Origin of the sequence: Enterococcus raffinosus (assembly GCF_018917525.1) — a bacterium.
Taxonomy (GTDB): domain Bacteria; phylum Bacillota; class Bacilli; order Lactobacillales; family Enterococcaceae; genus Enterococcus_A; species Enterococcus_A raffinosus_A.
In genome coordinates, this window is sequence record NZ_JAHLOS010000055.1 from 1 (window position 1) to 21,218 (window position 21,218).

Genomic DNA, 21,218 nt, shown 5'->3' on the forward strand with positions numbered 1-21,218 from the left:
AGAATCAGCGAGTAGAAGTGGTGCGGGGGGAAGCTTTCAGAGGGCCTTTTAGGCCGAGGCCGGTAAGAGAGGCTTCTAGCCGAAGAGCAAACCACCCGTTTCACGGGTGGTTATGATTTTGCATCCGTTCGTTGAAAAATGATTCTCCATTCACATGAATGAAATTTCGTGTTATTTTATCTTGACACTATTTTGACTGGATGATAAAGTATCGTTGTTGAATCGTAATCGTTACGATTTGTCATCCGCAAATTGTAATGGTTCAGAGAGGATGGTTAGCAAGGTGAGGGACCTAATTCTTTTAAGATTCTTTTGAAGGGTTTCGATCCAAATAATGGAATAGAGGTGAAGCGTGTTTTTTTATTTAAATAGTCAATGAGAAAAATTTAAACGATAGAAAGAGGTCTGAAATGAAAAAGAAATTAGGGATTCTACTGATCAGTCTACTTGCGCTTGTCGGTTTAGCCGCCTGCAAAGAAGATAGTCAAGCGGAGTCTAAAAATAAAGAAAAGCAGCTGCAAATTGTCGCAACTTTCTACCCGGTGTATGATTTTACCAAGAATATCGTTGGTGACGAGGGCGAGGTTTCTTTATTGATGCCTGCTGGAACCGAGCCGCACGATTATGAACCATCCGCCAAGGACATGGCAAAGATTACAGAAGCGGATGCGTTTGTTTATCACAATGAGAATATGGAAACCTGGGTACCAAGTGCGATCGATTCTTGGAAGAAAGGGACGCCGAATGTCATTGAAGGCACCAAGGAAATGCTGTTGCTGCCAGGTGGTGAGGAAGAACACGATCATAGTCATGAAGAAGGGCATCATCATGAGTTAGATCCACATACATGGTTATCGCCGCATCGAGCAATCAAAGAAGTGACGTCGATCAAAAATCAGTTAATCAAACTGTATCCGGAGAAAAAAGCGATTTTTGAGACAAACGCTAAAAACTATTTAGCCAAGCTTGAAGAACTAGATAAGAACTATTCGGATACGCTTAAAGAGGCGAAGCAAACGAATTTTGTCACACAGCATACTGCGTTTAGCTATCTCGCTTTAGACTACGGGTTGAATCAGGTTGGAATCTCGGGGATCAATCCGGATAAAGAACCCGACCCTTCCCGCATCGCGGAGCTGAAGCACTACGTCGAGGATAACGGGATCAACTATATTTATTTCGAGAATAATAATCAAGGAAAAGCCGCAAAAACACTGGCCGATGAAACCAACGTTCAGCTGGAGGTGCTCAATCCGCTGGAAAGCTTAACCAAAAAACAAATGGATGCAGGCGAAAACTATCTATCCGTTATGCAGGAAAATTTGGCGGCTTTAAAGAAAACCACGGATGTTGCGGGTAAAGAAATAAAAGCTGAAAAGGAAACTGCGGCGGAGCAAACAATCTATAACGGTTATTTCAAAGATTCTCAAGTAAAAGACCGAAAACTATCCGATTATGCCGGTGATTGGCAGTCCGTTTATCCTCTACTGAAAAAAGGGACATTGGACCAAGTCTTTGATTACAAAGCCAAACTGAAGAAAGACAAAACGGCAGCAGAATATAAAGAATACTACGAAACAGGATATAAAACCGATGTTGATGAAATCAAGATCACTGGGAAACAGATGGATTTCATCGTTAACGGGAAACATCATAAATATACCTATAAGTATGCTGGATATGAAATTTTGACTTATGAAAAAGGCAATCGGGGAGTTCGCTTTACTTTTGAATCCGAAGATCCGGATGCAGGCGACTACAAGTACGTTCAATTCAGCGATCATGGGATTGCACCAGAAAAAGCATCACATTTTCATATTTATTTTGGCGGCGAAAGCCAAAATGCCTTATACAAAGAACTTGATAACTGGCCGACCTACTATCCAGTGAAAATGACTGGTCATGAAATTGCTCAGGAAATGCTGGCACATTAAGCGGAGGTGAAAACAATGGAGAAGACCGATTTATCTAGTGCGTATCGACGTTTAAAAAGTCCCAATATCAAGACCCGCAAACGTGCGTTGAAAATCATCAAAGAAGCAAAACGAAGATAACCCTAAGACCCTACCCTCTGGTCAGACAGAGGACAGGGTCTTTTTTTGATCGAATTAATACATCACCCGTATCCCTAACTTATCAACGGTCTCTTGAAGGTGATTCGTGACAATGATGTCGACTTGATTCAAGGTACACTGATGTTGAAATGAGTCACATCGAATTATGATCCTAAACAGTGGGTTTGTTAGAGGCTTTTAGTTGATTGCTTTTCGAATAGTTTAAATGAAACTAAGCCTCTGAGGATAAAAGAGCCTTAGTTTTTTAGTTTGCGATGACAACTATCTTTTGAAAAGCAGAAAATCACGACTTGACAATTATTTAATTCCTGATAAAATTAATCGTGTATTAAACATGTTTAGTTAGAGGTGAAGATGTCCATGAATGAAGATAATGTTAAAGAACGATTGATCCAAGCAACGATGGATTTGCTGAAGAAAGAAAAATCTGCAAAAAAACTGACGGCTAGAAAAATTGCTGAAACAGCAGAAGCCAATTTGGCAATGATCAATTATTACTTTAAGTCTAAAGATGAACTGGTAAGTATTGCGGTGGATCAATTGATCGAAGCAAGTGGTCAGAAGCAAGAAGTGTTGCTGTTAGAAACGGAAGATCCGAAAGAACGGTTGATCGCTTTTCTAATCGCGACGGCTGATAGTACCTGTGATTATGCTGAGCTGACCAGACCTACAATTCCTTATCTGCTTTTGGAGAGTGAGTTCGATTTGTCTTATCAGATTCTGCCGATGGTAAAAGCTTGCTTCAACAATCAAAAAGATGAAACAGAATGTCGGTTGATTGCCTATCAATTGGTTTCGTTTCTGCAATTAGCATTTTATAGAGGGAAGGATTTCGAACGTTATTCTTCAATTGATGTGATGAATAGAAACCAACGCCATCAACTTTGTCGAATGCTTGTTGAGAATGCCATCAAAGAATAGGATGTCAGTTCAACTTTTCGCAGAATATTTAGCCAGAAAAGTATCTGTAAAAAAAGGCAGATTAATAGATCGAGCGCTTTAGTTGAATGATATACGACATTCGAATCGAACGATTTTTTTCGGAGAAGAAATTAGTACTTTAAAATGAATAAGGAGGGAGTCTAATGAAAATATTAGGGATTTTTACTTTGGTTATGTTGGCTTGTACCTTACTTTGCGGACTTTGGATGAAATTTGGTCCCGGGGAGAAAGATGCTGGATTTCATGGAATGTTGTCAGTAATCACTGTTCTATTATCAAGGGTGACGATCGTTGCGTTTCTACTGAAGCTGCCAAAATAATTTGTAAAATCAATCAGAGTCGTAGTACGTCTGATTGATTTTTCTTTGAATGCTAATTGACAATTTTTTGTTAAATGTATATTATAGACAAATAATATCTATAATAGGAAGAAGGAGAATAATGAAGTTTACTAAAGCAGCGAATATGGGCTTGCATGTCATGGTTTATTTTACCCAAAATGATCAATCTGATAGTAATTTAAGCATTCATGATGTAGCGGATAAGTTTGACGTTTCACCTTCTTATTTATCAAAAATTTTGACTCAATTAGCAAAGGCGAACTTGATCTCATCAGTTTCGGGAGTAAAAGGCGGCTATCGTTTGAAAATGAGTGCAACAGAAATTTCTTTTTTGGATGTCATTCATGCAATCGATGGCTTTCCCGATGAAGTAAGCTGTTTGGCTAACAATCAGCATAGCTGTCCAATCAGTAAAGTCATCAACGAGGGCGAAGATAAAATGTGGGAACACTTTGATTCGGTGAAGCTCAGCCAGTTTTCCACGCTTTAACTGAAGTTGAGTCCTTCATTTTTAGAATAATTAGCGATATAAAATATCTATAATAGAAAAGGATGATAAGAATGTCACACCATGCTCATGAACATCACAATTTAGATAATGAAGAGAATTTCAAACGAATGGTTGCGGCTTTAGACGGTGAAGAGCGCAAGCAGCAATTACCAGCTGAAGCAATCATCGGTTATTTGCCAGAACTAGCTGGAAAAACGATCTTTGATGGTGGTGCTGGGACGGGCTTTTTGACCCTGCCGTTAGCAAAGCAGGCTGAAAAGGTGATCGCTTTTGACCAATCGAAAAAAATGCTGGAGTTGATCCACGAACGAGCTAAGGCTCAACAATTGACGAACATTACAAGTATGAGCGGTGATATTAAAGCAATCGTCTTGCCAGACAGTTCAATGGATATTGCGATTGTCTGCATGATGATTCATGAAGTTCATCCATTTGAAGACGCATTGAAGGAATTGGCACGCATTATTAAGCCAGATGGGCAACTTGTCATTCTAGAGTTTGAATCAGAAACAACACAGGCCAATGGAGGACATCGTATTCCATCACAGGTGATGAAGAGAAGTTTGGAAAAACTACAATTGCCGATTATTCAACAATTAATCCCAGCAGAAGGAATGTATTTATTCGTTGTAGGCAAAAAATAAGCAAAAAGCTGTTCCAGGCTCGAATTACGGGCTTGGAACAGCTTTTTTCTAATTAGAAATCAAAGGTATCCGGATCTGGACCGCTTCGCAATGCTTCATTTAGGTTGTTTAAGCGTTCCATATCAGGGGCGTCTAATTCAAAATCAAAGATATCCGCATTGCTTTGCATCCGTTGTTCATGCACGGATTTTACAACGAGCAAGATATCTTGCTGGATATCCCAGCGCAGGACGATTTGGGCAGGTGTTTTTTGATGCTTTTCAGCGATCTCTTTAACGACGGACTCAGTAAGAATCTTTCCTTGCATCAATGGAGACCATGCTTGGATTTTAATGTCATTTTTTTCGCAGAAATCCCGAAGTGGTTGTTGAGTCAATTTTGGATGCAATTCTACTTGATTGACTACGGGAACGATTTTTGCGAAGGACAGCAATTCTTCTAAATGATGGATTTCAAAATTGCTGACACCGATCGCTTTGATTTTTCCAGCTGCATATAGGTCTTCTAAAGCCTGCCAAGATTCTTTGAAGGCATCTTTGCCTGGCCAATGGATCAAGTATAGATCGAGATAATCTAACGCTAAACGGTTCAGTGTTTCTTCGAAGGCTTCGATTGTTTCGTCATAGGTTAAATGATTGTTCCAAACCTTTGATGTGACAAATAACTCTTCGCGGCTTAGTCCTGTTGCAGCCAAGCCTTCTTTAATACCGATTCCTGTTCCAACTTCATTTCCGTAAATTTGAGCGGTATCGATTAGACGATAGCCATTGATGATCCCGTTTTTAACGACCTCAGCGGTATCTTCGTCAGGAATTTGAAAAACGCCTAAACCTAATCCGGGAATTTTTGTTCCGTTGTTAAATGTTACTTTATCTGATAATGAATGAATCATGTGAAAGCCTCCTTATAGTTTCCTGAAGCTAGTATATTCGGCAAGTTTATTTTTGTATAGTACGTACTTTAAAGTTCTATAGTTACTAATTGGTAACTTTTGTACAGGAACGGGATAAGTTGGGCTAAAAAATTTTCATAGCTTTACAATAAATCCAATCACTTATCCTATGTTAATGACAGAGCTTTCCTCCTTCGTTACAATAAATAAAAAGCGAAGGAGCGTCCGATGAAGGAAATTGAGCAGATTATCAAGAACTTGGTGAAACGGTATGCCAAAATTCCGATTGAGGAAGAGATTCTTGGACAGTTAATTGATTTAGGCGAGTTTGTGGATTTTCCTGCTGGGGACTTAATTGTTGCGGCTGGTGATGAGGAAAACAAGCTCTATGTATTAGTGAATGGGTTGATCCGCAAGTATTATTTAGATTATCAGGGCAATGATATAACCCATCAGTTTTTAGAAACGGGCCAGGTTTTCAGTACACAGCATGTGGTGTTTAGCGGACGAGTTATGTGTAATTTCGAGGCAGTAGAACCGTGTCGACTGGTGTGTTTTGATTATGCACAGGTTCAAAAGCTGATGCTGGAAGCTTCTTCATTGAGCCAGGTTTATATCGGCATTCTTGAAGAAACCCTGCGCGTTAAATTAGTGCGAGAGACGGCCTTATTAACGGAAAGTGCCACGGAACGCTATGTGAAAATGAAGGCTGAGATTCCAGATATTGATCAGCGCGTCAACCATGCTCATATTGCTTCTTACATTGGTGTGACGCCAGTATCTTTAAGTCGAATTCGGCGGACGTTAAGGGAAGAAAATTAATGAGAAGGAGCCGAAAAATGCTAGTGAGTATCCTTGCTGTATTGCTTATTTTAGTAGTGATCCTTTTGGCGGTTATTCGTCAAAAGGATTTTGTAATTGAAAATGTCCCTAAATTGACGGTAACAAGTCCGGCATTTGAAGCAAATGGCACGATTCCGGTTGATTACACCGGAAATGGAACGGACATCTCTCCAGAACTGCATCTTTCTGGGCTAGATGAACAAGCTGTTTCTTTAGCGATAATTATGGATGACATTGACCATCCCATCGCCGGAGTTTATAATCATTGGCTGATTTGGAATCTGCCGGCGATGGATACGATTCCAGCAGAAATACCGCAAGGAGAGCAAGTAGCTGCGTTGAATAATGCTGTACAGGGAATAGGCTATGGGAAGCATCGCTATCGCGGCCCCAAGCCGCCATTTGGCAGCCATCGTTACAAATATCATGTCTTTGTCTTGGATAAAACGTTGGATTTGCCTGCATCTTCTAGGAAAAAAGAATTATTGACTGCAATGGAGGGTCACATTCTGCAATATGGTTATTTGGTAGGAGAATATGGAAAGTAAGCGGTCTGATTTGCACCAGCGGAACGTTAAAAGGTAAGATGAAAGCAAGAGAAAATAAAAAAAGGTAGAGGAGAGAAACCATTGATCAAAACAATCCGTTTAAAAGTTCCTCAATGGCAGGGCGGAAATAATCCAACCTACTCGCTTGGTTCAGATTTGCTTTCGTTTTTAGTGCCGAAAAATTTGGAGCACAAAGAAATCGCCGTCCCTATTCCTGAGCATGAAGAACCGCTGACAAGAGAAAATGGTGTGACCGCTCAAAGTATTGTGGCTGAGAATGTGGACCAGACAATGGCGATCATTCAAGAGGAGAAGCCTGATAAAATCATCACTTTAGGTGGTGATTGTCTAGTTTCGCAGGCGCCTTTTGATTACCTGCATGGAAAATATGGTGAGCAATTAGGGATTATTTGGCTCGACGCCCATCCAGATATTTCAACACCGGATGTTTTTTACAATGAACATGCAATGGTTTTGGGGAATTTGTTGAAGGCTGGTGATCCTGTACTAGCAGAGAAGGTTCAGCATCCGTTTGCGGCAAAGGATATTTTATATGTTGGGCTTCAAACTCCTACCCCAGATGAAAAAATGATTTTGGAAGGATTGGGAATAGATTATCAGGTGCAAGATCAAGCGCTGATCGCACCTAAAGAGATCCAGGCTTGGCTAAAAAAACAGCAGTTTACCAAAGTAGTCATTCATTTTGACCTAGATGTGCTAGATCCTAATGAGTTTCGGATGTTGTATTTTTCAGAACCTGGAGTCACAGAGTATTCTGCTGCAGCCGGAAAGATGTCTTTATTAGAAGTGAAAGAGACCATGGAAGCTATTGCAGAGCAAAGCGAGATCGTTGGATTGACCATCGCGGAGCTGTTGCCATGGGATGTTCAAAACCTAAAGAATTTGTTGTATGATTTTGAGATTTTTCGGTAAAAAAGACAGGAAGAGGCGATCTCCCTGTCTTTATTTTGAGCTCATTTGCAGAGTTATCAGCGTTGTTAAGGTATCACCGTAGTAATCCTCGCCAGAAAGTCCATCGGTTATTACCCAGCCTTGTGAATTTATCAGGTTGCCATAGGCTTCTTTTTGGTTTGCGGCGTATAGAATTGGTGCCGAAAAGCTTTTGGATTGGTTTGATGATAAGGCCTTCCCTGATAGAGTGTAGCCTTCATTAATCGTGTTTTTTTCTAAGAAAAAGTTCATCATCTTGCTTAAAACTTGATTGACATCCTTGTCATTCGAGCTAGCAAGTCGCCAAGGAATTCGACAGGCATTGGCGCCATAGTTGCCATCATTAGCTCCAGCGATTTGATTCTTTTTCGCCGGAGTAGCTGTGTCTTTTTCTACCCAAGCAAAGTCTGGAAGCAATCCGGTTTTGTGCTGATTACTTAAATTTTCCAGTGTTTTTACTGAACTTTCCTTAAGCGTTCGCCAGAAATTATCACCACTGAATGCTGCGAAGGTATCAAAATAGCTGGGAATAATATCCGATGGTCGAATCAAGTTATAGGAATCAGAATCCTTTGTGGCCCAATCACCGACAGTTAATAATTTGTTGGTAGAATTATAGTTTCTCGCTTTTATTCCTGAAAGCAGCTTTTTCGCTGCGGCTTTATAGTCCGTTTGGCTATTGGGCCACTGTTTGCTTGCTTCGATTAAAGCATAAGCAATATCTAGATCACCATCTGTAGCATTCGTTGCTTCTTTTTTTATTTGTTTGTTTGCTTCATAGGTTTGCTGCCAGCTCATCAGTGGATTGTCTTTACTGATTTGAAAATTCTTGTAGTATTGGTAAAATTCATTGAACTCTTTTTCAGAAGCCCAACCACGTTTTACAGCCTCCATGGTTATCAGCATGCCATAGCCATGTCCTTCAGACAGTGAGATATCGATTTCTTCCTTGGGATTTGTTTTGACAAAGGTTCCTACAGAGCTTTCCTTCACATAAGTAGAGCGCCATTTTTGATACGTTGTTTTTTCTAATTTCTTCTGATTGTCGTTTATATTAAAAAGTACCATAGCGATATAGCCACAAAAAAGCAACGCAATAGTGACCACATAATTGCAGGACGTCTGCGCATAAAAATTGCCTCCTAATCATTGAAACGTTGTGTTTTATACCATTTGCTGCTATCCCGCCGAAACACTTTATCTCCTATATAAGAAAAGAATGAGATGATCGAAATACCTATGAACAGCAGGGAATAGGTAAAGTAAGATGCAATGGCATAAAAGAAATTCGCGGTGGTTGCCTGTCCAAATTGACTAGACAAGGCTAATTGAATTTGAAGTAAGTAGATCGCAAACATTAAAGCCCAGTTCACTAGTAAAAGAGCACCAATCTGCCGATTACTTCCGCCAAAGGTGAAAATTACATCGATCGAAGGGAGCCAAATATGCAAAATCATTGCAAACAGGTTAGCGACAAACATAATATTCGATAAGATAATCGCCGTCGTAAACCAAAAGAACGTATTGAAATAGTAGATACTTTGTAAACGCATGCGCCAGTTGGAGTCGCTGAAGATATCCTTGAGATTACTGACGATAACCTCGTAATTTCCCTTAGCCCAACGTTTCCGTTGACGGTAATAAACGGATAAAGTCTCTGGTTCTTGTTGGAAGGCCTCAGCGCGCGAGGCCAGCGCGATCAGTTTGCCGAGCTTCATGATTTTAAAGCTTAACGCGGTATCCTCAGTTAAAGCACCATTATCCCAGCCGCCCATTTCTCGGATCATCTTCGTTTGAATAATGAAATTAGTGCCGGGAATCTGCCCAATCTTAAATAATTGCCACAAACCTGTATGGATAATTCGTTGGCTGGTGACGATCTCCAAATTAATACAACGAGTCAAAAAGTTGCGTTTATAATTTCTTGTTTTATTTCTGCCAAAGACTGCTCCATAACGCTCGGGATTTTCCAACGCTTTTTCAACCAAAAAATAGAGGGCGTTTTGCTCCGGCATTGCATCCGCATCATAGACACAGAGGTATTCTCCGTGGGCGATTTTTAAAGAATCGTTCAAGACACCGGCTTTTCCTCCGGTCCCTCTGCGATCGATTACTTTAGTCAAATAGTAGCCCGTATACTCTGGCTGCTCTAAGATCGTATGAACCCGGTCGTAGGTTTCATCATCGCAATTATCCGCAAATACTAGGATTTCCATTTTTTCCCGGGGATAGTTCATACTCAAAATCGCCCTTACCGTATCTTGGATGACGATCTCCTCATTATGTGCTGGAACCACGATTGTGATAAGCGGGTAGGAGCTGAGGGGCTCTAATTGATTTTTCGGTGGATGAATATTTTTTAGTAAAAAATAAACAGCACCAAATAAGATGACTAAAGTAATAAGCAGCGAGACCCAGATCGAGATGACGCCAAACATTAATAAAATCGTACTCATTAGTAATCCCGCCTCCTAAAGTAACGCCAAATTCGGTCCTTGATGATCAATAAGCAGAGAAATAAGACAATCACGGCAACCAAGAAAATTCCCGTGACGATCTTGCTCGCTTCAAAGAAATAATTGAGTAATTGATCCATCTGCCTTTTCCTCCTTATAAAATGTATTCATCGGTCAAATCGGCTTCAGTCCGTCTTCGTACGCGACTGATGACTTGCTCTGCGGTCAAGTCTGTAGATCCTTCAATAATAATTTCACCAAAACGAATGACCGTATTTTGTGAGCGATCCGCATTTTTGAATGGAAACAGCGAAAATTGTGTCTTGGTAATCTTATTCAATTCTTGGATGAACTCAAGACTGTCCCCGGATTGGTAAATTGGAGACATGACCACAAAGGTTCCATTTCCTAAGTAAAATTGGTCTTCCTCCGGCAGCCGAATATCGACTAATTCCTGTGCCAGCGCCTGTAATAATTGATCTGTCGCCTGATCGTTTTGATACTTCAATTGTTCAATGAAATCAACGGTATAAAAGGAGACAACCAACCCACGACCGGCTTTAGTATACAAATTCATGGCACACTTAAATTTTTCGAAGCGTGATTCGAATTCTCCTTTATTGTACAAACCTGTCGTTTCATTTAGGGTCGTCAAATAATGGCGCATTCTTGGCTGAAAGACATTCATGCGCTGGTTGAACAGCACACTGTTCTTCGCAATCAGCCCTAAAACAGCAAAGACCGGAATGACTACGATCAAATAGGTTTTTTCTAGTTCCGGCATAAGGACAGGGGTGTAATATAAGAGAAAGATTCCCGTAGATACCACCAGCATAGAAAAAACAGCGACAGTGATCGTATTACTTAAAAAGCCTACCAGCAGCCCTAAAAAAGCTAACAGAGAGATACTTACAACTGGAATAAAACCCAAACGATCATCTAAAATCAAGTTTTGAATGAGAAAGACGGCAGCCAGTAAGATCAGCATCCACTCAATTCGAATTCTTCGTATATATTTCATATCATTGCCCTCCTTGAGGGATAAATTCTTCTGGTTGTTCCGCTAAATGGAAATAATGAGCAATTGCGCCAGTAATTCGTTGACTGGCTTTTGCCATTTTTTCATAAGCAGCGGAATCTTCGAATAATTCCTTAATATTTTCGTAAACAACTTGCGTTTGTGTTCCCACCAATCTAAGAGTACCTGCTGCAACTCCTTCCGGTCGCTCTGTTTGGTCACGCAAGACTAATACGGGAACTCCTAGGGAAGGTGCCTCCTCTTGAACGCCACCAGAATCAGTCAAAATCAAATAGCTTTGTTTGGCATAGTTATGAAAATCAATCACATCTAAAGGTTCGATCAATGAAACATTTTCTGCCTCGCCCAATAGTTCTTTTGCCGTCTCTCGTACCGCAGGATTTTTGTGCATTGGGAAAATAAATTGAGTATCAGGATAATCACGGGCGGCTTGATAGACCGCCTCGAACACAGAATACATCGGAGCACCTAGATTTTCGCGACGGTGCATCGTAATTAAAACGATCCGTTTCTGCTTTCTTGAAATCTCAACTGGAATTTCATAATTTTCATCTAATGTGTTCTTCATCGCGTCAATCGCTGTATTTCCTGTGACATAGATGTGTTTTTCCGAATGATTTTCCTTGATCAAATTCTCTTTGCTTTTCAGAGTCGGAGCGAAATAAAGATCGGTCAGGTCATCTGTTAATTGCCGATTCATTTCTTCTGGAAAAGGCGAGTATTTGTCCCAAGTTCGCAGGCCGGCCTCGACATGACCGATTGGAATCTGCTGGTAAAAAGCGCTCAAAGCTGCTGAAAAGGTTGTTGTAGTATCTCCATGAACCAATAAAATATCAGGTCGATCCTTTTGTAAAATAGGAGTCAATCTTTCAATCACACGACTGGTAATATCACTCAATGTTTGTCCGAGATGCATGATGTTTAAATCATAGTCAGGAATAATGGAAAAAGCCTGCAAAACCTGATCGAGCATTTCTCGATGTTGTCCCGTAACGACTACTTTTACGATGAAGCGTCCATCCGCAGTTAATTGTTTGGCCAAAGGCGCCATTTTTATCGCTTCCGGTCTTGTTCCAAAGACTAAGAAGACTTTCTTTCTCATGATGTACCTCCTGAAAAAATTTGATTTTTATGAACGAAGGGACTATATTCAATTAAAATTGAACCCAATCATTATAATTATGAATCCATTCATTTGAATAAACACGTTCATTCACTTATTTTCATTTCCCATCTAGTATAGGAAAGGTTTGTATTTTTGTCTTTTAAAAGCTTCTATCATTCTCATAATTTAGGCAGATGAAGCTTCATTAAATGATGAAAAATTTCTAAAAAAATACAACAACTGAAGAAAGGCAAGAAGAAAATCCCCATCTTTATTTCGTCTTATCCTATGGGAATATGCCACGCTCTTTAAGTAAGAAAAAAGATTGGAGCCGTAGAAAAATCAAACTGATAAAAATATAAAATTACATTTTTAACGAATTTTAAATCATTTTCATTAATTATTCTTTTAATAAAAAAGTTTATATATCGAATGATTTATCGTAAAATTTTGGGTAGAATACCTATTTTAGATTGTGAAAAAATAATTGTTTATTGTAATAGCGAAAGGACAAGGGGGATTGATTGTGAAGCGGATTTTAACACTTAGTTTGCTCATGCTGCTAATTCTTTGCGGGTGTGAGAACCCCAAAATAGAAAATGAGACGAAAAATACAACCTCAGAGACATCAAAGCCAAAAGCGAGTAATACGGTGAAGTTGACCTTCTCTGCGGTAGGGGATAATTTGATCCATGATTATATCTACGATCATCTCAGACAGCCCGAGGGCACCTATCGTTTTGATGAGATGTATGAACCAACACGCTATTTGAACGAGGATCGAGATGTTTCCTATATTAATTTGGAAACGATTTGTGCAGGAGAAGAGTTAGGACTGTCAGGCTATCCGACCTTCAACGGTCCGACGCAGGTTTTAGATTCACTGCATCAGGCGGGCTACAATTGGTTGTCCGCGGCAAGCAACCATACCATGGACAAAGGCGAGGAAGGGATCATCAAACAATTAGAGTATTTGGAAAAATATCCTGATATCACTGTGACAGGCTCACAAAAATCGCCGGAAGCCAAACGACTGCAAATCAAAAAGATCAAAGGTGTCAATGTTGGATTTATGTCCTATACTTTTGGCTTGAATGGGATTGCCCTGCCAGAGGGCAAAGACTATCTCGTTAATCTAATTGATGAGGAACAAATCAAAAAGGATATGGAAGAATTAACGAAGGAAAGTGATGTGCAAATCGTCAGTATGCACTGGGGAGAAGAATACCAGTTTACGCCGAATGAAGAGCAAACGCATTTAGCCCAAGTATTAAGCGATGCTGGTGTAGACGTGATCGTCGGAGGACATCCCCATGTGATTCAGCCGATGGATTATCTGACAGGAAAAACAGGGAATCAAACGTTAGTAATGTATTCTTTAGGAAACTTCATTTCTTCTCAAGCAGAAAATGATCGTATGCTGGGCGGGATGGGCCGTTGGACGATTGATTTCAATAAAAAGAAGAAGGACGTCAAGATCGAACAGGTCGAATTTTGGCCGACCATTACGTATATTGGCGATAATTATCAAACGTACAAAACCTATGCGCTAAAGGATTATACAAACGAGTTAGCCAATCAACATATGATCCATGTCAATCAAGGGCAAGATTTGTCCCGCGAATACTTTATTGAGCGAACAAAGCAGATCATGAATGACAAAGTAAAGATTGTTTATTAACACCGCAAGTCAAATCAAGCGACAAGCTTTCCTGATTTCTATACTAAAGACAGGGTGGTGGAAGGATGTATGAATGGCAGCGGCAGGTTCAACAGATCGTCGAGGAGATTGATCACTGTATCGAAGGCTACAATGATGAGGCGCTGACACTGCGCAGACTGGCTCGTAAAATGGGCTATTCCGAATTTTACGCGACTCGCAAATTCAAGGAAATTTCTGGAATGTCCTTTCGTGATTACCTGCGGCAGAGGAAGCTTGCTTTTGCGTTAAAGGAAGTTCGCGACAAGCAGAAAAGCTTATTGGATATCGCCTTTGATTATGGTTTTTCTTCTCATGAAGCCTTTACCCGCGCATTTAAAAGGATGTATGGGGTCGCTCCCAGTGAGTATCGCAGGGAGCCAAAGCCGGTGGTACTTCGAACCAGAATCAGTTCTTTTGACCGTTACTTTTTAGGATTAGGAGAGATTGGCATGGTGAAATCTAGTGATGATATCAAGACGTATTTTGTGACGATTCCAGCCCATAAGTTTCTGTATATCAAAAATAATCAGAGTAATGGCTATTGGGATTTTTGGGAGAAGCAAAGTCAGATTTCCGGACAGGATTGTGATACGATTAGCGGCTTATTGGACAGTATCAAAGGAAAGCTAGATGACAATGGCGGTCATAAACCTGACAGCAGCAGCGGCCAAGTGATGGCGTATATCAGCGATTTAGAAGGCCGACTTTGTGACTGGGGCTTTTTGCGATCGGAATGCTACGGCGCTCGTTTACCTGCTGATTATCAGGGAAAGGTACCAGAACAAATGCGGATGCTGGATGTTCCAGAAGCAGAGTATCTTGTTTTTGAACATGGTTCGTTTAATTACGAACAGGAAAACCGCAGTGTCGAGGAAAAAGTAGAGCAAGCAATGGCAAGCTTTGACTTTTCCAACACCGATTATCACTATGACACTACGCCAGGGCGCGTGATCTACTTTTATCATGATCCAGAACGCTTTTGGAAATATGTGAGACCAGTCAAAAAATAAGCTAAAACAGCGAAGTTGATTAAAGATCAACTTCGCTGTTTTAAGTTTTAATTCATACTCAATGATTTCTTCAACCATTCGGTATCTTTCGGATCTGCGGCACCGCGTTTGTTTTGATCAATACCAGCAATCAAGCTCATTTCTTCATCGCTTAGCTGGAAGTCAAAGACATCGATGTTTTGCGCGATGCGTTCTGCGTGAACAGATTTCGGAATCACGATGATGTCTCGTTGCAGATGCCAACGGAGGATGACTTGTGCGATTGTTTTCTGATGAGCTTCAGCGATCTTTGCCAAGGTCGGATCTTCTAAAACGTTGCCTTTCCCTTGACCAAGCGGGCCCCAAGCTTCATGGGCAATACCCAAGCTTCTCAAGTATTCATTTAATTCTTTTTGCTGGAAGTAAGGATGGGTTTCGATCTGGTCAACGGCAGGAATGATCTTTGCTGTTGTTAATAGTTTATCCAAATGGGGTTTTTCAAAATTAGAGACTCCGATGGATTTGATCAAGCCTTCGTCGTACAGGTCTTCCATTGCCCGCCATTTTTCGTTATAGCCTTCGCTAGGCCAATGGATCAAATAAAGATCCAAGTAATCCGTTTGTAATTTCTTCAAGGATTCATGGAAAGCTGCGATTGTTTCGTCATAGGTCGTGTTGCTGTTCCAAACTTTTGAAGTGATATACAGGTCTTCACGTTTCACATCGCTCTCAGCCAGTGCCTCACCGAGCCATGCTTCATTGTGATAGATCGCTGCCGTATCAAAGTGACGGTAGCCTTCTTTTAATGCATCTGCTACTGAACGTTTCAAATCATCTGCATCTTGGACTTTAAAAACGCCGAGACCTAATTGAGGGATCGTTTGACCATTGTTTAGTTTCAACTGTTCCATTAATAAAAACCTCCTAAATATAGTCGTTCTATGTACAAGTATACCCCTGTGTTAGCGATATCGTAACAATTTTGTTTGGTGAAAACGAATGATTTTCGTTTGTACTTGATAGGTAGAGGACCGTCCACCATTCTAAATACTATTCTAGCCGTTTTAAGTAAAAAAACATACTTCTGAACTTTTTACATCATTTATTCAAAAAAAAAATATTTTCTTTTTTTTAGAAGACTAGTGTTTCGTAATATATAGTATTATAAAATAACAGATAACATTTTTTGTTATGATGACAAAAAGAATGGGGTATCGGGATGAAAAAACGAAGGACGGGCTATTTACTTAGAAATAGCAAACCAAAAGGCAGTACGAAGAGCTACAGTATACGAAAAAAAGGGCTTTTTCTCTTTATTCTATTGGTGAGTTATCTGCTGATTGCTAGTCCTGAGAAGATGCCGGCGACTACCTGGCAAGCAAACTCGGTCGAAACGATTTCTGCCAAGCTAAAGGACGGGCAAAATTCCTATACCTTTGAAGCGGGAGATACCTTTTACAATATCGGTTTAGCCGTCAATGTGAAATGGCAGACGCTGATGGCATTGAATGGTTTCGAAGAGGGCAGTCAATACACGGTACCCGTTGGAACGACCATCAAATTTGATGGCTCCAGAATTACGGTGATTGATCCAAATGGCCACACGATAACCGACAAAGAGCTGACCGATCAGGACAAGATCGATCCAGCGAAGCCATTTGCCCAGCAACAATCAGAAGCTTCCCAGTCTGCAGGAACCACAAAAACCGCGACAACGATCGAAGAAAAAGCGGCTATACCTAGCGATCCGTCTCAAGCGGAAAAAGAGAAACAAGCAGCAGAGGCTCAACGAGAACAGGCAGAGAAAGAAAAACAAGCGGTCGAAAAAGAACGACAAGAAGCGGAACGCTTAAAGCAGGCAGCAGAACAGAAGCTGACAGAAGAGCTGAACAAAGCAAATCAGGCCACCCATACAGAGTTGCAAGTCCAACAAGCAGCCGCCACCGCAAAAGTAGCAGAAGCGCAAAAAAATTACGACGGACTTGCCGGACAATTAACCGGAGTTGGACAAAAATTAGCTGCCGCAACCACGGCAAAGCAAACGGCCCAGACCGCCTTAACGAATGCCCAGACAGTAATCAATGAAGCAACAGCTAATCAAGGAACGGCCCAGCAGCGTGTGACAGAAGTCAGTGGACAGATTGCTGCGTTGCAAGCTCAAGCGGGAGAGGATGAAACGATCCAAGCCCAACTAGCCCAGTTGAACCAGCAGCTTGCCGCAGCGCAAGGAGAATTAGCCGCATATGGCGCGCAATTAGCCACCGCTCAGCAAAATCTAAACACTGCCCAAGCGGCCTATACCACAGCAGAAGCCGCATTAAATTCTGCCGCTGCTGAAAAAGCGTCGATCGAAGCCGCTGTTGCCCAGGCTCAAGCGACACTGACCACCGCGCAGCAGGAGTTAGCCAATTTGCCTAATTCCTCCGCCGCCGCAACCAGTGAAGCAGCCAAAAAAATTCAAGCCGAGCTAGCCCAATACCAGCAGAAAATCGCGGCATTAGATCAACAAATCACTGAGTTGGCGGCTAAAGTTCAAGCGCTTGACGAACGGATCAGCGCGTTGGACAAGGTCATTCAAGGAGCAAGTGAAGAAGTCAAACAGGCGGAAACAACGGGTAAAGAAGCAGGCAATTCAGCAGAAGACACCGAGGATCACTTAGGTAAATCTGATCAGACAGTCAAAGAGGTTGAAGATAATCTGCCCCATGTCCCTACTAACGAAGACAAGTATGTCACAGTTATGGTTGGCGAAGCAGGGAACCTGTTAACGGATACCACAGGGTATGTGAAGGTTTCTGAATCCGAACCAGTGAAGACAGTTGAAACGCTAGAAAATGGCGATACCATTACGACTTACACGACGACGATCACGTACCGCAAAATAGTCAATACTGATAAGCATGTGACCATCCATGTCGATGAATCGGGGAATCATTTGACCAACCTCGAGGGCTATTTCAAGCTCAATGAATCCGAACCAGTGAAGACGGTTGAGACATTAGAAAATGGCGACACAGTCACCACGTATACAACGACCATCACCTATCACAAAATTGCCAACATAGAGAAACAGGTGACGATCAACGTTGATGAAGCCGGCAATCGATTGACTAGTCTTGAAGGTTATTTCAAACTCAGTGAATCCGAACCAGTGAAGACCGTCGAGACACTAGCTAACGGCGATACGGTTACCACTTATACGATTACCGTGACCTATCATAAAATTCAAAACGAAGATAAGTATGTTACGAAACATGTCGATGAAGCAGGGAATGAATTGACGGATCTTACTAGTTACCGAAAAATCTCTGAATCCGAGCCAATCAAAACGGTCGAAACACTAGCCAATGGCGATACGATCACGACTTACACAACAACGATCACTTACAAGAAGATCGACCCGATCATTGAAGCTATTAAACCAGCCAACGATCCTGACATTCAAACAATCAAGGATCAGGTTGAAAAGGACGATACTAGAGTCACCGTTGATCAGGCGGATAACCTGGTGAATGTTGCGTTTTCTAAAGAAGTCGCGAAGCATTTTGAAAAACTGGTTCAGGAAGAGCAAGAGAAATATGGCGAGAAAAAAGTCAGCAATACGAAGGACGAAGCAGCCTATCGTGAAGTTGCTGAACGAGCAGTTGAAGTGATGTACAACTTCTCTCATACCCGCCCAGCAAATACCGTCAGCGGTGGAAACTACGTCGTTGACCGTGAAGTTGGATCGGAAAAAATGGGATTCTGAACGGAAAATCTTTCCCATACCTACATTCGAAAAGTTGAAGTACAAGGCGATTCAACGATTCTCGCACAATTGATCGCAAAGCAAATGTTCTTACAATACATTGAGAATGAACGTGAGGCAGGCAGAGCCGGAGACTATAAGAATGGCGGACATTACATCAATATCATCCAGTCAGGATTTTCAGACATGGCACTGGCGGTATTTATCGTTGAGGACGAGGATTATCCAGACACCTATTACAAGGTTTCTACGGCCGTATGTACCGGACCTGTATCGATTGTAAAATAACTACTGAACCCCCTAAAAAGGGAGCGAATCTGAAAAATCAGACTCGCTCCCTTTTCTAATGTCTATTCTAACGCCAGCCCAAGTCAGGAGCCACATCTTTTACAATTGTTTCAAGTAAGTGCATATTGTAGTCTACTCCCAAAGTATTCGGGATCGTAACTAGCACTGTATCTGCTTCTTTGATCGCTTCATCCTCAGCCAATTCCTTGACGATCTTGTCTGGTTCGCCCGCAAAGGTTTTCCCAAAGATCGTAGGATTTTGATGATAAGCCAAGAAACCGACTTGGTCGTATTTCGCATCGTCACCTTGATGGCCGAATAGCTGACGGTCCATATCTGTGGTGATTGGTTGGATCGAACGAGTCACCAATGTTCGTGGTTCAAAATCGTGTCCAGCTGCTTTCCAAGCTTCTTTATAAGCCCGCAACTGTTTAGCCTGTTGCACATGGAAGGGTTCATTGGTCTCGTAGTTTACTAATGTGGATGATTGCAAGTTCATTCCATGTTGTGCTGCCCAAACGGCAGTCTGTGTCGAACCAGCGCCCCACCAAATTCGATGACGTAGGCCTTCTGAATAAGGTTCCAAACGTAATTTTCCGGGAGCTTGCGGGAACATTGGTTGTGGGTTTTGTTCAGCAAAACGCCCGCCTTCGATCAATTTCAAAAATTCCAATGTCCGTTCACGAGTAATATCCTTGATTTCTTCTTCGCTGTAGTCGTAGCCGAAATATTTCCAACCATCAAGAACCTGTTCAGGTGAACCACGGCCCACACCTAATTGCACTCTTCCTTGGGTAATAATATCTGTAAGCCCAGCATTTTCTGCCATCATATAAGGATTTTCATAACGCATATCAATCAAACCAGTCCCGATCTCAATCTTGCTAGTTTTCGCGCCGATTGCTGATAATAATGGGAAAGGGGAGCCAATTTGATCCGCAAAATGATGCACGCGGTAATACGCACCATCGATCCCGATCTTTTCCGCTTCGACTGCTAAATCAATCGATTGCAGATAAGAATCCTGTGCTGTTTTAACAAGTGAACCTTGGTCCATCCAATGACCAAAACTTAAAAAGCCGATTTTTTTCATGATGGATGACCTCCTTCATACTCTTTGAAATTACTTACTTTTAATAAGTTAAATAGATTCTACTACGATCGACTATAAAAAGCGAGGATTTGTTCTTGAAAAAAGGCAACGTCTCTAAGAAATTACCTAGATTTTTATATTTTAAATCAAACGCTTTATGAGCGAAGAAGTCTAAAAGTGAGTACTGTCTTATTCTGATCCAGCTGCAAGATCAGTGTTTCCGAAGATCACTGATAAATATTGGTGGGCAACCTTTTTATCGACCATGTTTCGCTTAATGAAAATCCAATCAATGACCATGGTAACGGTCGAGGAGCAGTGTTCTACGATCAGTTCGACTGGAATAGAATCAGTGGTCGCAAAAATGGTGGCAAAAATCTGTTGAGAAGCTTTTCGTAAAAATTCATTAAAACTAATGTAAAGATAGCCATTCGAATGATTATGAATAAGGACCTTAGCAATCAAATCATCATGTTCTTTCATCAAATCATAGAGCCGATCAAAATAAATGATCAATACATTTTCCTTGTCAAATTGAGCGGCTTCTTCCAACTTCACCTTGTCAGAAAGTATCGTCCAGCAATAATTCAACAAATCATATTTGTCATCAAAATAATTATAAAAAGTAGAGCGGGGATAATCAGCTTTCTCACACAGCATATTGACAGTGATCGTTTCAAAGCTTTGCTTGGTTAATAGATCAAGAATTGCTTGTGAGAAGGCACCGAGAACTCTCAAAGCATTGCGAGTTTTTCTTCCTGCTAAGTTATACTTCATTTTCTGCTCCTTATCTTTGGACACTTTTATGTATACGTCCAAACATGGACGAAAGAATCAAAGTGACACTTGTATCGTCTTTTTTTTGTTAGTAGCATAATAACACAAGTTGAACAGTTGTCCAGATTTGTTCAATTGTACATAGGGAAGAAATGAGTCTAGTGGTAATAAGTCAAGAGTAAAGTAACACGTTTTCTACCCTAAAGAACTGAAAGAAGGTGCACTCAAAAAAGCCTAGCCTAATGAAGCGTTTTCACAGGCTGAGTTCAAAGAG

22 protein-coding genes are annotated in these 21,218 nt (G+C 41.1%); 13 read left to right on the forward strand and 9 right to left on the reverse strand.

Going from position 1 to position 21,218, the window contains the following annotated elements:
- The first annotated feature begins 410 nt into the window (after positions 1–410).
- The 6 genes from KQI58_RS20805 (at position 411) to KQI58_RS20830 (ending at position 4,513) form a co-directional block, all read left to right on the forward strand.
- Positions 411–1,934, forward strand: coding sequence for a metal ABC transporter solute-binding protein, Zn/Mn family (locus tag KQI58_RS20805; RefSeq protein ID WP_216410861.1), 1,524 nt, complete (start codon positions 411–413; stop codon positions 1,932–1,934).
- A gap of 15 nt (positions 1,935–1,949) precedes the next feature.
- Positions 1,950–2,054 carry a putative metal homeostasis protein gene (locus KQI58_RS20810; RefSeq protein WP_216410862.1) on the forward strand — a complete coding sequence of 35 codons (105 nt, stop codon included), beginning with the start codon at positions 1,950–1,952 and terminating at the stop codon, positions 2,052–2,054.
- Between the two features lie 381 nt (positions 2,055–2,435).
- Positions 2,436–2,996 (forward strand): TetR/AcrR family transcriptional regulator, encoded by a 561-nt coding sequence (locus KQI58_RS20815; RefSeq protein WP_216410863.1) that lies wholly within the window; start codon positions 2,436–2,438, stop codon positions 2,994–2,996.
- Between the two features lie 164 nt (positions 2,997–3,160).
- Positions 3,161–3,337, forward strand: coding sequence for a hypothetical protein (locus tag KQI58_RS20820; RefSeq protein WP_216410864.1), 177 nt, complete (start codon positions 3,161–3,163; stop codon positions 3,335–3,337).
- A 121-nt stretch (positions 3,338–3,458) separates the two neighbouring features.
- Positions 3,459–3,848 carry an Rrf2 family transcriptional regulator gene (locus KQI58_RS20825; RefSeq protein WP_216410865.1) on the forward strand — a complete coding sequence of 130 codons (390 nt, stop codon included), beginning with the start codon at positions 3,459–3,461 and terminating at the stop codon, positions 3,846–3,848.
- Between the two features lie 71 nt (positions 3,849–3,919).
- Positions 3,920–4,513, forward strand: coding sequence for a class I SAM-dependent methyltransferase (locus tag KQI58_RS20830; protein WP_216410866.1), 594 nt, complete (start codon positions 3,920–3,922; stop codon positions 4,511–4,513).
- 52 nt (positions 4,514–4,565) lie between these two features.
- Here KQI58_RS20830 and KQI58_RS20835 read toward each other — a convergent pair whose 3' ends face one another.
- Positions 4,566–5,405 carry an aldo/keto reductase gene (locus tag KQI58_RS20835; protein ID WP_216410867.1) on the reverse strand — a complete coding sequence of 280 codons (840 nt, stop codon included), beginning with the start codon at positions 5,403–5,405 and terminating at the stop codon, positions 4,566–4,568.
- Positions 5,406–5,633: 228 nt separating this feature from the next.
- Here KQI58_RS20835 and KQI58_RS20840 point away from each other — a divergent pair, with 228 nt between their 5' ends.
- From KQI58_RS20840 to KQI58_RS20850, 3 genes are all read left to right on the forward strand, one after another.
- Complete coding sequence (locus tag KQI58_RS20840) at positions 5,634–6,227, forward strand: Crp/Fnr family transcriptional regulator (protein WP_216410868.1); 594 nt, start codon at positions 5,634–5,636, stop codon at positions 6,225–6,227.
- A gap of 17 nt (positions 6,228–6,244) precedes the next feature.
- Positions 6,245–6,796, forward strand: coding sequence for a YbhB/YbcL family Raf kinase inhibitor-like protein (locus tag KQI58_RS20845; RefSeq protein WP_216410869.1), 552 nt, complete (start codon positions 6,245–6,247; stop codon positions 6,794–6,796).
- Positions 6,797–6,877: 81 nt separating this feature from the next.
- Positions 6,878–7,729, forward strand: a complete 852-nt coding sequence (locus KQI58_RS20850; protein ID WP_216410870.1) for an arginase family protein — start codon at positions 6,878–6,880, stop codon at positions 7,727–7,729.
- A gap of 30 nt (positions 7,730–7,759) precedes the next feature.
- On the opposite strand, the gene KQI58_RS20855 is transcribed toward KQI58_RS20850, so the two are convergent.
- The 5 genes from KQI58_RS20855 to wecB form a co-directional block, all read right to left on the reverse strand.
- Positions 7,760–8,815, reverse strand: a complete 1,056-nt coding sequence (locus tag KQI58_RS20855) for a glycosyl hydrolase family 8 (RefSeq protein WP_253296068.1) — start codon at positions 8,813–8,815, stop codon at positions 7,760–7,762.
- Positions 8,816–8,889: 74 nt separating this feature from the next.
- On the reverse strand, positions 8,890–10,203 hold the full coding sequence (locus KQI58_RS20860) for a glycosyltransferase family 2 protein (RefSeq protein ID WP_216410871.1): 1,314 nt from the start codon (positions 10,201–10,203) through the stop codon (positions 8,890–8,892).
- Entirely contained in the window at positions 10,203–10,343 is a 141-nt protein-coding gene (locus tag KQI58_RS20865; RefSeq protein WP_216410872.1) for a hypothetical protein, read from the reverse strand. The genes KQI58_RS20860 and KQI58_RS20865 overlap by 1 nt, the downstream gene beginning before the upstream one ends.
- A gap of 14 nt (positions 10,344–10,357) precedes the next feature.
- Positions 10,358–11,224, reverse strand: coding sequence for a GGDEF domain-containing protein (locus tag KQI58_RS20870; RefSeq protein ID WP_216410873.1), 867 nt, complete (start codon positions 11,222–11,224; stop codon positions 10,358–10,360).
- 1 nt (position 11,225) lies between these two features.
- On the reverse strand, positions 11,226–12,344 hold the full coding sequence (gene wecB, locus KQI58_RS20875; protein ID WP_216410874.1) for a non-hydrolyzing UDP-N-acetylglucosamine 2-epimerase: 1,119 nt from the start codon (positions 12,342–12,344) through the stop codon (positions 11,226–11,228).
- A 529-nt stretch (positions 12,345–12,873) separates the two neighbouring features.
- Between wecB and KQI58_RS20880 the strand changes: the two genes are divergently transcribed.
- Together KQI58_RS20880 and KQI58_RS20885 are read left to right on the forward strand one after the other, a co-directional pair.
- Positions 12,874–14,028: a CapA family protein gene (locus tag KQI58_RS20880; RefSeq protein ID WP_216410875.1), complete on the forward strand. Its 1,155-nt coding sequence runs from the start codon at positions 12,874–12,876 to the stop codon at positions 14,026–14,028.
- A gap of 65 nt (positions 14,029–14,093) precedes the next feature.
- Positions 14,094–15,059, forward strand: a complete 966-nt coding sequence (locus tag KQI58_RS20885) for a helix-turn-helix transcriptional regulator (protein ID WP_216410876.1) — start codon at positions 14,094–14,096, stop codon at positions 15,057–15,059.
- Positions 15,060–15,106: 47 nt separating this feature from the next.
- On the opposite strand, the gene KQI58_RS20890 is transcribed toward KQI58_RS20885, so the two are convergent.
- A complete protein-coding gene (locus tag KQI58_RS20890) occupies positions 15,107–15,949 on the reverse strand; it encodes an aldo/keto reductase (protein ID WP_216410877.1) in 843 nt (280 codons plus the stop codon).
- 308 nt (positions 15,950–16,257) lie between these two features.
- On the opposite strand from KQI58_RS20890, the gene KQI58_RS20895 reads away from it, so the two are divergent.
- Together KQI58_RS20895 and KQI58_RS22900 are read left to right on the forward strand one after the other, a co-directional pair.
- Positions 16,258–18,786 carry a LysM peptidoglycan-binding domain-containing protein gene (locus KQI58_RS20895; protein WP_253296069.1) on the forward strand — a complete coding sequence of 843 codons (2,529 nt, stop codon included), beginning with the start codon at positions 16,258–16,260 and terminating at the stop codon, positions 18,784–18,786.
- Positions 18,787–18,855: 69 nt separating this feature from the next.
- Positions 18,856–19,074 (forward strand): hypothetical protein, encoded by a 219-nt coding sequence (locus tag KQI58_RS22900; RefSeq protein ID WP_253296070.1) that lies wholly within the window; start codon positions 18,856–18,858, stop codon positions 19,072–19,074.
- A 67-nt stretch (positions 19,075–19,141) separates the two neighbouring features.
- Here KQI58_RS22900 and KQI58_RS20900 read toward each other — a convergent pair whose 3' ends face one another.
- Positions 19,142–20,167 (reverse strand): LLM class flavin-dependent oxidoreductase, encoded by a 1,026-nt coding sequence (locus tag KQI58_RS20900; RefSeq protein WP_216410878.1) that lies wholly within the window; start codon positions 20,165–20,167, stop codon positions 19,142–19,144.
- Between the two features lie 189 nt (positions 20,168–20,356).
- Entirely contained in the window at positions 20,357–20,944 is a 588-nt protein-coding gene (locus tag KQI58_RS20905) for a TetR/AcrR family transcriptional regulator (RefSeq protein WP_216410879.1), read from the reverse strand.
- Between the last annotated feature and the right edge of the window lie 274 nt (positions 20,945–21,218).